This is a genomic window from Clostridium estertheticum (genome assembly GCF_018861295.1).
In the GTDB taxonomy this organism is placed as follows: domain Bacteria; phylum Bacillota; class Clostridia; order Clostridiales; family Clostridiaceae; genus Clostridium_AD; species Clostridium_AD estertheticum_D.
Genome location: NZ_JAHLDM010000007.1, coordinates 1 through 15,199 on the forward strand (window position 1 = coordinate 1; position 15,199 = coordinate 15,199).

The window sequence follows — 15,199 nt, forward strand, 5'->3', positions numbered from 1 at the left end:
TAATAGCACCTCCAAAAAGTGCGTATACAGGACTTACCTTTCTAAATATTAAAACTATAGCAACTATTAAACCAAATATTGCTCCACTCCAGCTAATTACAGCCATTTTACTTCCCCCTTATTGTATAATATAGTTTTATCTTTATTAATAAATGATTTCATCTACTCTTAACCATAGATTTAATTAGATAATTTTTAAAATTTATGCATAATATCCATATAACGGTTTCATGACATCTCTATTAATAATAATATTTTTATAAACCAGTTGATATTGGTTATTTAACATTTTTCATTGTTCATTTGCACAACTATTCAATGGATAACTTGGAGTGATTTTAAATAGTCTTATTAAATCGTCTCCTATGGAGCTGCAAAATTAATTTAACTCATATGAAATATCACATATATTCTAATATTTTTAATATATATGTAAAGTAACTTACTATTTCCATTAATAAAAATTATCGTTTTTTTAACTAGGTGTACTCAAAAGAAGACACCAGAATGTTTTAATATAATCTGTAATGAAATTGTAATAATTTTGTAATCTCTTAGTTTATAATAAGTAGTATTATAAGTATATAGCTTAAAAGAGGATTTTATGGGATAGTATTCATAGTAAAATGTTGTCATATAAATGAATTTCATGTAAAATAATTACATTGTTATATTTATACTAAGCTTTACCTGTTTTGTTAGGTGTTTAAAAAATATGAATAATTTAAAATTCTGGGGGGGTAATTAAATTCATAAACATATTTTAAAAGCAATAATCTATAGGGAATAAAAAATATACAATAACATTTCACTATATACAGTCATATTATATAAAATACAATTATAAATACTAGTTAATGGAGTGGTGAATATGAAGAAAAAGAAAAGAATTAATAAAAGACCTTTAAAAATAAGTTTAATATGTAGCTGCATTTTTTTAATTATAATAGGTACAATCATAATAGGTAAAAGCTTTACTAAAGATGAAGTTAACGCTGAACCAGTAATAGTACCAATTACTACTACAGTAACTTCTACAGCTAAAGCTACTAATACATTAAATAATAATAGTAATGAATCGACAAAAAATTTCGCCGTAAATAAAGAAGGGGAAAAGTATATTTATGATGCCGCAAAGGTAAGTGCCATATTAAATTACAAAGGGAAAAATGATAATCAGAAAATAGCATTTCTTACATTTGATGATGGTCCATCTACTACTGTGACCCCAAAAGTACTAGATATTCTAAAAGAAAATAACGTTAAAGCAACATTCTTTTTGGTTGGACAAAACATAGAATCAAATGAAAAAAGCAAAGAACTTGTAAAACGTGAATTTAATGAGGGACATGCAATCGGAAATCATACTTATAATCATAATGAACACAATTCATTATTCCCTAACAACAAAATTAATGTACCCATCTTCATGAACGATGTGAAAAAAAATGATGATGCTTTAAAAAATATACTTGGCCAGGATTTTAGTACAAGGATTTTAAGAGTGCCAGGAGGATATATGTCGAGAGCATATTATAGAGATCCGAATTTACCAGAGTTCGATGCAAAGTTAAAGGAAAAAAATATGTTTAGTATAGATTGGAATGCTGAAATCAAAGATGCAGAAGGTAAGCCAAATAAAACTCCACAAGAGTTACTTAACGTATTAAAGGAAGAGGTTGGAACACAAGAAAAATTAGTTATATTAATGCATGATACTTATGGTAAAATGCAAACTGCTAATGCATTACCTCAAATTATAGAATATTTAAAAGATAAAGGATATGAATTTAGAACAATAAAATAAGTGCTAACGCGCGTAGCCGCGTTAGCACTTATTTTACTTTTTTTTGCCACTCATCCACATAACTACCTGTAGCCCACTGAGACATTACTGGCATTTCTCCTGCTTTAAGTTCCAAAGTTAATGACTTTTCTCCCAGATTATATCCTTTTATAGTAAAGACCATTAATTCTGTATTAGTTAGAACAACAACAAAATCTCTATTAGGAGATGAATAAGCATCCACTGCGCTTGGTACCTTTGTTTTTATTACGTTAAAAGAAGGGAATAAATTATCATAGGTAGTTAACGATTTAGGTGTGGCATAAGGAATATCAAAGTCTATAAATGAATCTCCGCTATTTGCTTTAGACATTCTTCCTCTTAGTATCCATCGCCCACTTCTTCTTATTACACCCAAATTATTATCCACTTTTTCTAGCTTTTCATCTTGGGTACTTTTTTTTGTATTTGAAATTGTACCTGGGAAAGTAGCTTTTTCTATTTCCCTCGGAAGTATGCTTGTAAGTTTTATAGGTTCTCCCATTAAATTATCCATTGGAAATATTTTAAGCTTATTATTAGAGTACTTCTTTTTTAAATCATTATTATTTACATCCTGCATCGTATCAGTAGAAACATAATTACCGCCTACAAATTTAATAGCTATACTACCTTCCGTTTTAGTATACTTTATTTTTTTTGAATTTATGGGTTTAGTAGGATTACGTAAATTAATTGGATAAGACCAAAGTATGTCCTTAGAATCTCCATTTTCTATTTTATTACTTATCCCTACCTTCCAAAATCCATCTTGCCTTGGAAGTAACAAATCTTTAGTTTCCCGAATGGGAAGCATTTTATCATTTACTGAACTAATCCATAATGTTTTATATGAATATTTACTCAGCCCATCTTCATCTTCAGGATTTTCATATCTTAGTCCAAGTAATAATCCTGATTTAGATCGTATTTCTTTTTCTGCCTTGCTGATTAGAATTTTTGTATTGTTATCTTTATTATATGAGTGAGCAGCAGAAGAATCTTTTGCTTTGTGAAAATATAATAAGGTACCCTCATAGTTTTTTATAAGGGTTAACTCATTAAGCTTTATGTACTCATCAAAAAAAGTTTCATTGGAGTTAATAGTAATAATTTGTACATCAGTATTTTTTATCCCTAAGCTTTTGGCACTTATTTTTATACTATTCCAAAAATAACTCTTAGTATTCACGGACTTAACTTTATATTTAACATCCTTAGATATATTGCCATTAAACTCAACTGTATCTCCCCTAAAATAAGCAACCTTTCCAAGTAATTGTTTTGCTTTGTCATCATCAATAGTAGTGCCACCAATAGAAACATATTTCTCTACTATCCAACTTCCCTGTATAGGCGACACAGTAAGTTTTTTATGTAATACTTGAGAGCTTAAAGTTAATCCTGCATATTGACTCCATATAAAAATTATAATAGAAAATATAATAACAAATAAACATAATGCTTTTTTCACCAGGAGTCACCTCTTATATATAAATTTTATTCTTTCTTATGTCAGAGGTAAAAATATTTTAACATCTGTACCCTTGCCATATTCGCTTGAAATCTCAAGTTTACCATTATGCATTTCTATAATTTCTTTACAGAGAGAAAGTCCTATCCCATTTTGTGACATACTTGTTCTCCCCTTGAAAAATTTTTCTGTGACCTTAGGCAAATCCTCCGGTGAAATTCCTATTCCATTATCCTTCACAATAATACAAATATTATTACCATCAATACATGCTTCAAGTGTTACTTTGCCTCCTTCTTTTGTAAAATTAAATGCATTATCTAAAATGTTGCTAATAACTTGATTTAACCTTTTCTCATCCGCAAAAACAGGGACTAAATCCTCTTGTATTTTGCAAGTAAAGTTAATATTGTGACGTATGGACTTGGGCATAAACTGTTTTTCTATGTAGGTTATAATACTTTGAATATTTACATATTCTTTTTTAAGTGGTGCTTTTCCCGATATGAATTTGGAAAAGTCCAACAATTCTTCCACCATTACTGTAAGTCTATCACTTTCCTTTTCTATAATATTAAGTCCAACTAGAATTTCTTCCTTATCTTCTAAACTACCAGATCTAATAGTCGCAGCCCACCCTTTTATAGATGTCAGAGGAGTTCTAAGTTCATGAGAAACAGACGCAATAAATTCATTTTTTAGGTTCTGACTTTTTTGAATTTCTTCTGCCATAAAATTAAACGTATCGGATAATTCCCCAATTTCATCATTCCTTCTTTTTTCAAGTCTTTCATTAAAGTTTCCAGACGCAAATTTCTTAGCTAGGGTATTTACTTCATCTAATGGTCCCACAATAGTATTAGAGATAAATATACTAGAAACACCAGAAATAATAATTACCAGCGCTCCAACTCCAAAAAAAAGAATTACTATTTTATGAATAAGTGCATCTACCTCGGATAAAGAAGTAACAAAACGTAGTACACCCTCTATTTTATTAGCTGACTTTAAGGGATACGAAACGTACATAAAATTTTCCTTTGTATTCTTATCTTTCTTAATAAATGTTCCAAGTTCTCCTTGCAATGCTTTTTCCACATCATCATCTTCGATATGTTTCTTATTAAAATTACCAATGGAATCCATTAGCATCATTCCTGAATTATCAATAATTTGGACCTCTGCAGAGGTATTTTTCCAAAAAATATCATCATTGTTCTCCACATTTTCTTTTAAACTAGATGAAGAAAAATAATTATTATAAAAATCAACTGATCCCCTAATTTGTTTTGAAAGTAATGATTCCATGTTTTGATAGTAATATTTTTCTAAAGAAACGGTAAGAAAAACTTCTAATGTGATTACAGTGAAAACAATCACTACTAGATAACTCCAAACAAGTCTGGCTTTTATTCCCCTCAAAATATCACCTCTTTCTCCATCTATATCCAACCCCCCATACCGTTTCTATATATTCTGGCTTAGAAGGGACATCCTCAATTTTTTCTCTAAGCCGCCTTATATTAACATCTACAATTTTAGAGTCTCCAAAGTATTCATAATTCCATACTAAGTTTAATAAATCATCTCTATTAAAAGCTTTTTCTTCATTTTCCATAAATGTCTTCAAAATCAAGTATTCTTTAGGTGTTAAATCTAGAAGTTGTTGATTTTTATATACCTTCATGGAAACAGTATCTATTATAAAGCACCCAGAGATTAATTGCTCAGGATTTTTCTCTTCACTATGATTCATTCGTCTAAGTAGAGAATTTGCCCTAGCAATAAGTTCTAAAGGATTAAATGGTTTTACCATATAATCATCAGCCCCATACTCAAGGCCCATAATTTTATCCATATCTTCTCCCCTAGCGGTAAGCATGATAATGCCCAACTTTGGAAAATCATTTCTTAACAATTCACAGGTTTTAAACCCATCCATACCAGGAAGTGTTATATCTAAAATTATTAAATCTGGTCTCTCCTCGTGGACTTTTTCTAAACCTTCTTCTCCACTTGCAGCCTCAAATACTAAAAAGTTGTTTCTTTGAAAGTTAATTTTAATAAACCCTCTAATAGATTCCTCATCTTCTATAATGAGCACTTTTTTCCCCATAATTTCACCTCTTACTTTGAAATAAATATTTTAAGTTCCATATTATCAGTTATGATTATAACATAATAGAGCTCCAAAATATTATATGTAGTAATATTGTAATTATTTTGTAATACCTTTTCACCGCCATGCAAGTATCTTTAACTGCTAACTAAGTATTTAATTGTAGATACTTTTTTGTATACAGTACTTTAATTTCTTACAAAGTATTAAAAATGCTATTTTTCGACAATTTTATTGTGACAATATAAGAAATATGTTATGATTCCCATGTAATCTAACTATTACTGCTAAATAGACATAATGCTAAACTAGAAATAATATTAGGAGTGATGTCATGGGATATAACGTTATAGATTTAATTAATAAGTCTATAAATATTGCTATTAGAAAAAAGGCTATATATGAAAGCATAGGACAAATAAAATGTGATATTCCATTTATAGAAACAATGTCAAAGGTCTTAGCAAAAGAAATAAGCAACTCTATTAACTATTATGAGGAATTGAAAAGTGAAGTAAGTGAATCGAACACTGAAGAAATTGACTTCTATATATATGATAAAATGTCTTTTTTAATAGATGAGTTTAATAAAAAAATATGTGCTACAGATATTAATAATATTAAAGAGTATTTAAAGTTTTCGCTTAACTTAGAGCGAGATGCAAACTCTTTACTTATTGACATTCAAGGTAGGTTTCTGAGAGATGCAAGTGATATAAACACAAAAACATATAAAACGTTATCTGATATGATTATTAATAAAGAAAAGCTTGTTACGTCTCTTGAAAAGATTGTAAAATAACAAGGGAACTTATTGTCCCCTGTTATTTTTACCAACTAAACCTCCACCATTACCTGATGATGAACTTTGTGTTCCATGAATTGATGCTCGTCTACTATTTTTTTGCATAGAAGATTTTGCTTTTTTTTCTTCAATAACTTTTTTCATTATTTCCATATTTTTATTTGTATCTTTTTTCATATTTTCACCTCTTTTTTTATTTTTCACATCTTTAAAAATATCTTATTCCGATAGCTTCTAAATTAATATTCACAATAAATACTAACAAGGCATGTCTTGTTATTTTACTGATTCATTATACCTTACAAACATTCCTTTGAATAGTACAAAAGAGATTCTATTTTTTTATTAATAATTTAAATTGATTATATTGTTTTACATTTTCAAAATCTTTTTCGTTTTTTGCTTCATTTTTGATATTTGGATTAATATCAATAGCTAGCTTCAGATACTTCACGGTATTATTAATATCACCTTTTCTTCCATAAATACTGGCTATACCATAATAAGTCCATTCAGATTTTTCCACTTCCAAATCATTTTCGTACCACTTGATAGCTTCAGTATAGTATCCGTATAATTCATAAGCTAGTGCTTTATTAAATCTTGCATATCCATAATCAGGTTTCAATTTTAAGGAGTTATCAATCTGCTGCATACCTCCCTTGAAATCTCCATTATAAGCTAATGCAATTCCTTTTACAGCATATGCTTTATAAAATTTAGAATCTTCCTTTAAAACTTGGTTCTCAGTTGCAATGGCTTTCGCATATTCACCTTCAAAAAATTGGTCATATCCTATCTTCCATCTCTTTTCTAAATCTGCCTGGTTTTTAATTTCACATTCTTGTAATTGCTTATTTTTAATTTCGTTTTTATCATTTATTTCAATCACATTACTATTTTTAATTTTGCCATTAACTACTATCCCTGCTGCCATAACACAAATAATAGTAAAAATTATTAATTTAATTTTAAATGATTTTACTTTCACTTTTTCCACCTTCCCTCCCGGTAAGAGGTTTTACAAGCTATTTCATTTTACAACCTAGGATATATACTACTATAGTATCCTCAGTAGCTTTTGAAATTATGCCGCTTCTCTCAAAAATAGCTTATAGTGGAGTGATTTAAATTTTAAAGGGTATAAAAATTATATATCCATCGAATACTGTTATACCCTATAAATGAATAAAGATTGATAAAACAATTCCAATTATTCCACAAGCTATCCATTCAATAATTTTTCTACTTAGTTTATTTTGGATTCTGTATTGTTGTATAGTTTCTTCTAATGTAATTGTAAGCTGCGAAATTTGCTGAGCCATTTCTCCAACGGTATCGTTAATTTCATCTTTTTTAACCGTACTTAGCTGTCTACTCTTTATCTCTTCTGTTACCATAATTTCTTCTAAATTGTTGACTCTTTTAAATACCCCTAAACTAGACGAAATTATTTTTTCGGTTTTCTCTATAGAAATGATAGCTAGTACTTTTTTATTTATTTCAATAAATTCTATTGAAACAATAGGACATGGTATCAATTTTTCTTTAGCTTTATTAAAAGTTTCCATCACATCGTTTTTATTACATCCATTGATTTTGCCCTTATTATTTACCCCCAAAATTAATTTGCCACCTGCTGCATTTGCAAAAGAAGAAATAATCTTACCTAATAAATTGGGTCCCCCGCTATGATTTCTAAATTCTACTCTATCAGAGTCTCCCTTACTAATAAGACTAACAATTTCATTTTTTAAATTTTCATGGTTAATTGACAAAACTCTCACCACCTCTAAGTTACCTTTTGGATAATAATATTTATCGTTTGAAGATAGTTCTTTACGACCATATATTACTATATTATTATTACTTTATAAACAAAAAAACAAAATTTAAATCACTAAAAAAAGTGGAAATAATTCCACTTTAATATTGCAGCTCCGAAGATGATGATTTAATCTTTAGAATAATTCTACTTGAGATCCACCTTCTATTTCTATTACTTGATCATTAAAACTAATCCATGCAGATTTAAAAGAAGGATTATAAACAAAATTACCTTTTGATGAAAATTTCAAATTATCAAGCAATTTCATATAATCAACTATTTCTATATTAGTTGCATACCAAATATCATCCTTATTAGATACATAGCTACAAAACTTTTCTATCAAATCCCAATTATTATCTCTATCAAATTCATAACTATGTCCCCAAACATACATAAGGTATAGATACTGTTTTTTAAATAATGGAACAAACTTTTCAGCATTTTCCATCAGATTATGGTTATGGTGACAAGTTGCTTGCCAAGCATAAAAATCATCTGGCAAATCAAAGTTATCCTTACTTCCCACTACTCTAGAATACTCAATTCCTAAGTATTTCAACATGGATTTTATATTTGAATTATATGATCCATTGGGATATGACATCCCCCTTACTGTATATCCTGCAAGCTCCTCAAGATTTTCTCTATCGCCTAATGTCTGTTTTACTATTTCTTCGTTAGAACATCTAGCTATTGTTGGATGAGTTAACGTATGTGATGAAATCTCATGACCTTCATATAGCTTTTTTACTTCTTCTTTCTTTACGTGGTCTTCTGAATCCAAAAAACCTGAATTTAAATGAAATGTACCCTTTATACCATATTTATTAAAAATTTTGATTAGCCTTTTATCAGCCAATTTTCCGTCATCATAACTCATGGTTAATGCTTTAAATTTTCCATTAGGAAAACATTTTATAATAGTATTCATTTTAAAACCCTCTCTTTCTAATTTAACATACCTTTTTAATAATAAGAAATATTATTTTTATTACCCTTGTTTATTAATTTGTACTCTATTTTCATGCTCGTATTTTAATAAATTGTTATTTCCCCAACAATCTTCATAATTAAATCCAGTTAAATCTTTAACTATGACTTTGATTTCTTCAGTGGCATCTTCTTTTAATCCACCACTCTTCAATCTATTTACTTCTTCTTCTAATATCATATGCGATTTTACAGTTAAGTTAAGTTTATAAGATGATATTATACCTATTATAACTAATATAATCGGAACAACTGTATACAAAATCAAAAGAGCATGTACTGTAATCTGTGGTTGAACTTTCGCACCTTTAAGAAAACCTGCTGCTTGTAAAATTAGTCCAATTATTAGTACTTCAATAGTAGAAAAAATTACATCTAAGAAAGTATTAACCCCAGCATATGCACCTTCTCTTCTTTTTCCCGTGATCATTTCATCAATGTCTGGCATAAATGTAAATAAAAATTGTGCAGCATTAACTAAGCCTGTTTTTCCAAAATTCAATGCAACGGTTAAAATAACTAGGAATATATTAGTGTTTGTAGGTCTAATTATACCAAGACACATAAAACATACAAGAACTAATATTGTTGCAAAACCTCCTATTCTATAGGTAAATGTACCAGTTGTTTTAGCTGTTAACCATATATAAAAGGTTAAAAACATAACTCCAAAAACAAATCCGACACTAGTTGAAATTGAAACTGACTTTGGATTTAAAAGTAATACAAAAACTATAAAATAAGTATTTATTGTACCTGCTAAGGATCTAAACATTTGTTCTGATAAATACATACATAGATAAAGTCTATATGATCTTATCTTTATAGTAGATGCAAAATCATTAATTATACCTAAAAATCCATTTTTAAATGATATTTTTCCTCTTACAACTTTAACATTCGATTCATTTACAGGACGTTCGTATACCGACAAATAGAAACATGTGAGTGCTATAAGTGATATTACATCATATATAATAGCTGCTATAAAAAATGTTCCAGCATTGTTTTGTCCAAAGGCATCAAATAATTTTATTATAATCAATGAAGAAGATATACCTGCTATTGCACCACCAATCTGATTAAAACCTATTAGTTCAGCACGTTCAACTGGATTTTCTGACATTTCAGCTGCAAAAGTTGCCTGTGGAACGGCAAGTAAAGGATTTATAAATGACGTGATAATTATTATTGAAGCATAATAAGCTATAGGCATATTAGGTATCCAATATAACGGGAAAGTAAGTATCTTTAATGGTATCCCAATTAATAGAATACCTTTCCTTCTTCCAAATCGTTTACCATACCTCGTCTTGTACAAATTGTCACTAATATATCCAACTACAGGCGTAAGAGTAGCCCCTATAAGTTTACCTATTGTAATCATCAAAGTAACTGTAACTATAGATGCATTACAAAATGTTGTATAAAAGTACATTTGCCAAGCATTTACTAAAACATCGCTAACACCCGCCAATTGATATGATGAAAATCCTATTTTATTTATCATTTTAAGTTTGCCATTAGTCTTTAATAACATATCCTAATCTCCTTTTAGAAAATTTTATTTTAGAACTCAGTTAAAACGAATATATTTAATTACTCTCTAATAGTATGGTGTCATACATTATAGCTGCATTACAGGTTGTAAATGTGATAACGTTTTCCCCAAGGTTTAAAATATTAGAATCAAACTCCACCTCTTCTAAATGATACCAGCCACTCTTCATTGCTGACCTATAAATAGATGTATCACTAATGTAATTAGTAGATTTAACAACTTTACCATTAACTTTAACAATTAAAGTAGGCTCCACTTTTCCATCAATTTTGTTTTTAGTAGCAGATGCAATTGATATTGTAAGATAAAATCTTTTTTCATCATTTTTATCCATATTAAATTTTATATTCCAATTTCCCGGCTTTGTTTGTGCATAATACCAATCTTCACTTTCTTTACTTTTTCCTATAACATAATCTAAATTTTCAGGAACCATATTATTCCATTTATAGTTTCTTAATTCATTTCCAAATTTAAATTCTTTCGCCGTACGATTAGCCGTTCCAATTTGCCATAGTTTATTTTTACGATATGGTGGATTCCAAATAATCTCCCCCAAATCTAAATTATCATTTCCAATAACTATATAGTCTTTACTTAATTGCCTTGTAACATCACCTTTTGTGGCATAAGCATATAATGTATATGTGCCTAGTCTAACGTTATTAATTAAAAACTTACCATCCTTATCAGCTTGTGAATAGAATATATAATCACCTTTTTGTCTTATAAATTCTCCACCCGATTTAGCTAGTACTACCATAGCATCCTCACTCGATCTATTATGAGTTATAATTAATTTTCCACTAACATTACTTCTATCTAAAGGATATAATTGTTCATTTATACATGTATAAGGCCATTTTCTTTCTTCTATATCTGCTTTTTTTCTAGCATCATTAATCATTTCTTCTTCATTACCACAATTTATATAAATATACCAAGGTCCATACATCTTTTCCCAATCCGTTGGAACATTAAAATCACCTGTTCCGAAATGAGCACCAGTCATATAATTTAATATAATAGAATCATAATGTACTAATAATTCTTGTTTTAGAGGACCACTTGGATAATATTCTGTACTTACCGGAATAAACCAAAATCCAAATTCCTTACCATATTGACCCCAAAAGTGATTATCTTTAAAATATCCTACATAATCATACTTAGAATATATTTTTCCATTGGTATACATTTCTCCATCTGGTAATTCATAAGTTTCGTCTTGAATTTTTTTATTTTTATTCAAATAATCATGGGTTGGTTGTCTTCCCTTTCTTTCTGAATTATAAGCATGATCAAAAATATTATAATCTAATCTATACACCGTTCTTAACTCACTTAGCCTAAATTCCTTTTTTATGTTATTTTTTACAACTGCATAAGAGTAAATACCACTTTCACCTTTTTTCATAATTATGTTATATTCTATATACAATAAGCTTGTCCTATCAATATATCTTATATGCACTTCATCTTTACTATTTGTTATTACTTTTAATTCCGCTGCTTTAAAATTTCTAATTTTTCCTTCTGCATGATAATCAAGATAAAATGTATGATTTTTATCTGGATCATTATCTGCTCCATTAAGATTTTTTATTAACTCCTTATTGTTTTTAAGTAAAGATGTAGCTATGGCATTTTCATTAAATTCCACAGTTAATATTCCATTTGATATTATACTTTTTAACCCTTGTACAATTAGTTTAACTTCATCATCCATTATTTCACATCCTTTAATATATTAGTTTCTTAAAATCATCATATGAATCGTCTATATAACCATACCTATTTACGTAGATATTTGTTAACGTTAACATGTACTAATCAAAATTTATTCTTAATTTTACACTTCCTCCAATACCCGATTTAAGTTTAGCATCACAAATTTTATTAGCTAATGAATTTGTGACCTCAATAGTCAATGTATTTAAGCCTGAACTAACATAATCTAAGATGTCAAAAATGTATGGTGCCCACATTTTAATCTCTACTTCTTTTGCATTTATGAATACTTTCACGATTTCGTGGGCTTCCTCTAGTTCGAGCTGTATTTCATTTATCCCTTCTCTATTTTCAATTACAAATTGATTGCTATATATCATGGTTCCAGAATAATTTTTAAATCCTTCCCATTCGTTCCAATGTGTTAGTTTTCCTTCATTTACAATCTTATTTTTTTGGTCATAAACCTTCCAATCTGATTTTATATCCATAGTATAACAATTGCTGAATTTTTCTTTTTTATCACCGATCGTTGGAACCTTCGAAGTATCTAAAACGAATATAACACTTTCTCTTCTATTTATTTCTATAGGTATCTTTATATATTCATCATTTGTTTCTAATACTTTTTGCTTCTTAATTCTTCCTTTCCATGCATCCCATTTTTCTACATATCCAATATTTTTTATATTTAAAATATCTTTTATCTTTTCTTCACCTTCATTTACAAGAACATAATAGTGCACACCATCTTTAACTACGTGGCTTACTCTTAATGATTTCTGGTTATGCTTAGTAAACAAATCACGGCTATTTAAACCATCAAGCACGTTTAATATCTCTATTGCTTCTTTAATAACTATAGTATCTTTTATTTTAATGTTGTATCCCTTTGCATTGTTTATAATAATTGTTCCGCCACCCTGTGAAAATTTTTCCAATGGCTTTATTATTTCTTCAGTAACAATACTTACATCCTCAATAATAATAACCTTATATTTTTGTTTTTGAATGTAAACAGCTCCATCCCTTATGTCGCATAAATCGCACATTAGCAATTCCTTTTCAAAATAATTAAATTCAATAGAATTTTCATATAACGGCTTAACGCTCTTCCAAGGTAAATTATGATTTTCACATAATACAGCAATATCCGTTACGTTGTAACTATCCGTCATTATAAAACTCATTCTCTTCATATATTGTGAAATTTGGTTGTAATACGGCCACCATATATTATTTGGTCCTACATCTGGTGGTCTTTCTCCTATTCTTCTCTGCCCTCTTATTGAATAGAAAAAAGCATGAGGATATAAAAGGTTTACACCTCTTACAAATAACCAATCCATAAACCATTTCATATCGTCAACTGCAAATGACCATTCTATTTTATTTGCTCCACAACAAGCAAAACATTCATTTCCATTTTTTCTTTTACCTCTATGTCTAGCTGAATCAGAAGTACACTTAGCCATAGTAGTATTTTCTCCCTGAATAGCCTTATTATCCTCTGGAGCTACCCATCTCCATACAATATCTTGAGCTGGCACCTGAAAATACTTAAGTAATCCAATATCATCACTTTCATGAGGATGTCCTGTAAGTTCAATATTATGAGTTTCACACCACTCACTTATAGGTTTATAGTAAGATAATTCTAATTTTTTGTTTATGGCTCTGTTATATCTGGTTTTAATATTGATACTTTCTGTAGTACCTTCTAACCACAATGCTGGTAGATCTTCCTCTCTTCCACCCTGCCTAATATAAAATTCAAGAAACCCTCTTGTCCAAGCTATCATATTACCGTGGTTACCTCTACCCATTATGTCTGGTTCGTCAGTAAAGACGCCTGTTATTACATTCCCAAAATATTCGCCAAATTCTTTATAATACCTCTCATGAGTTAAACTTATAAAAGATTGTACTGCATAAGGATTAAGTAAATCACTTGAAGCTGGAGCCTCTAGTTCACCATCATCCTCACCAAAATGTATTCCTCTTATAGTCCCTTTGGTATATGCCTCTACAAAAATAATTATGTACCACTCACCCAAACTTGGAGGCGCAAATGTTACTTTATTATGCTTACATATTACTTTCTTTATCTGGGAACTATCAAATTTATTTTCTTCAACTTTTTTAATCGCTAAAGCTGATACTAAGCTTTCTCCATCTTTTTCATGAAATTCTACTATTGTTTCATTGTGACATTTATATTCAAGCATTTTCAGTCCTCTGCTTGCATACTCCGGATTATTCTTTACAACCGTACCATGAGCCGACCCTGAAGGGTACATAGCTTCATCATATAATACTACCTTCATATTAAGTTTTTCTGCTTCCTCAATAGCTGAGCGCACAAAACCCATAAATTTATCTGAAAGATATTCAATATTTTTAGGTATTCCTATCCTTGGATGAATAACAAATGCATTAACTCCCTTATTTGAAAAATCATTGATTTGCCTTATAATCTCATTTTTATCTAGATCATCATTCCAAAACCAAAAAGGGATTGGCGTATATTCATTTAAAGGATTAATAAATTCATTTCGTTGATTTTCAATCATTATCAAACATCCCTCCATAATAAAATGTATTATAATCCTACATTTTTTCTAATTTTTCTTTTACTTTATATTTTATCGTCTGTTATCGATTACTTTAAACATTTATATTCCTTTATTTACACAATCATACTTTTCTTCCAACATAAAGTCAATAGTTTTTTCTTTGTTTTATTTGTTTTTTCTTTTTTTTATTTGTTTTATTTAAGCATAATAAATTTATTTTATAAAATAAAGGAAAAAATCAAGAACATGTAATTTTCTACAATACCAAGAGATTACAAAAAAAATTA

General features: G+C 28.9%; 12 protein-coding genes. 2 read left to right on the plus strand and 10 right to left on the minus strand.

The genetic code is table 11. The annotated features are described in order from the left end of the window. Positions 1-871: 871 nt before the first annotated feature. A complete protein-coding gene (locus KPL54_RS08715; protein ID WP_216106205.1) occupies positions 872-1,807 on the plus strand; it encodes a polysaccharide deacetylase family protein in 936 nt (311 codons plus the stop codon). A 28-nt stretch (positions 1,808-1,835) separates the two neighbouring features. Here the strand turns inward: KPL54_RS08715 and KPL54_RS08720 are convergent, their stop codons facing one another. The 3 genes from KPL54_RS08720 to KPL54_RS08730 are packed head-to-tail and all read right to left on the minus strand — an operon-like array spanning position 1,836 to position 5,415. Then, entirely contained in the window at positions 1,836-3,299 is a 1,464-nt protein-coding gene (locus KPL54_RS08720; RefSeq protein WP_216106206.1) for a hypothetical protein, read from the minus strand. Between the two features lie 36 nt (positions 3,300-3,335). Then, the gene (locus tag KPL54_RS08725; RefSeq protein ID WP_253203406.1) at positions 3,336-4,751 is read right to left on the minus strand and encodes a sensor histidine kinase; all 1,416 of its coding nucleotides are present in this window, start codon (positions 4,749-4,751) and stop codon (positions 3,336-3,338) included. Then, positions 4,726-5,415: a response regulator transcription factor gene (locus tag KPL54_RS08730; RefSeq protein ID WP_216106207.1), complete on the minus strand. Its 690-nt coding sequence runs from the start codon at positions 5,413-5,415 to the stop codon at positions 4,726-4,728. Before KPL54_RS08730 ends, KPL54_RS08725 begins: the two co-directional genes overlap by 26 nt. 337 nt (positions 5,416-5,752) lie before the next feature. Here KPL54_RS08730 and KPL54_RS08735 point away from each other — a divergent pair, with 337 nt between their 5' ends. Next, positions 5,753-6,220, plus strand: coding sequence for a hypothetical protein (locus KPL54_RS08735; protein WP_216106208.1), 468 nt, complete (start codon positions 5,753-5,755; stop codon positions 6,218-6,220). A gap of 9 nt (positions 6,221-6,229) precedes the next feature. On the opposite strand, the gene KPL54_RS08740 is transcribed toward KPL54_RS08735, so the two are convergent. The 7 genes from KPL54_RS08740 to KPL54_RS08770 all read right to left on the minus strand — a co-directional run bounded on the left by KPL54_RS08740 (position 6,230) and on the right by KPL54_RS08770 (position 14,909). Continuing rightward, positions 6,230-6,400, minus strand: a complete 171-nt coding sequence (locus KPL54_RS08740) for a hypothetical protein (RefSeq protein ID WP_216106209.1) — start codon at positions 6,398-6,400, stop codon at positions 6,230-6,232. Positions 6,401-6,557: 157 nt separating this feature from the next. Further along, on the minus strand, positions 6,558-7,223 hold the full coding sequence (locus KPL54_RS08745; protein ID WP_268038347.1) for a tetratricopeptide repeat protein: 666 nt from the start codon (positions 7,221-7,223) through the stop codon (positions 6,558-6,560). 178 nt (positions 7,224-7,401) lie between these two features. After that, complete coding sequence (locus KPL54_RS08750) at positions 7,402-8,001, minus strand: AlbA family DNA-binding domain-containing protein (protein WP_216106210.1); 600 nt, start codon at positions 7,999-8,001, stop codon at positions 7,402-7,404. 183 nt (positions 8,002-8,184) lie between these two features. Next, positions 8,185-8,985 carry a polysaccharide deacetylase family protein gene (locus KPL54_RS08755; RefSeq protein ID WP_216106211.1) on the minus strand — a complete coding sequence of 267 codons (801 nt, stop codon included), beginning with the start codon at positions 8,983-8,985 and terminating at the stop codon, positions 8,185-8,187. Positions 8,986-9,045: 60 nt separating this feature from the next. Beyond that, positions 9,046-10,584, minus strand: a complete 1,539-nt coding sequence (locus KPL54_RS08760) for an MFS transporter (protein ID WP_216106212.1) — start codon at positions 10,582-10,584, stop codon at positions 9,046-9,048. Between the two features lie 55 nt (positions 10,585-10,639). Next, a complete protein-coding gene (locus tag KPL54_RS08765) occupies positions 10,640-12,334 on the minus strand; it encodes a polysaccharide lyase family protein (RefSeq protein ID WP_216106213.1) in 1,695 nt (564 codons plus the stop codon). A gap of 100 nt (positions 12,335-12,434) precedes the next feature. Next, complete coding sequence (locus KPL54_RS08770) at positions 12,435-14,909, minus strand: glycosyl hydrolase (protein ID WP_253203407.1); 2,475 nt, start codon at positions 14,907-14,909, stop codon at positions 12,435-12,437. Positions 14,910-15,199: the final 290 nt, after the last annotated feature.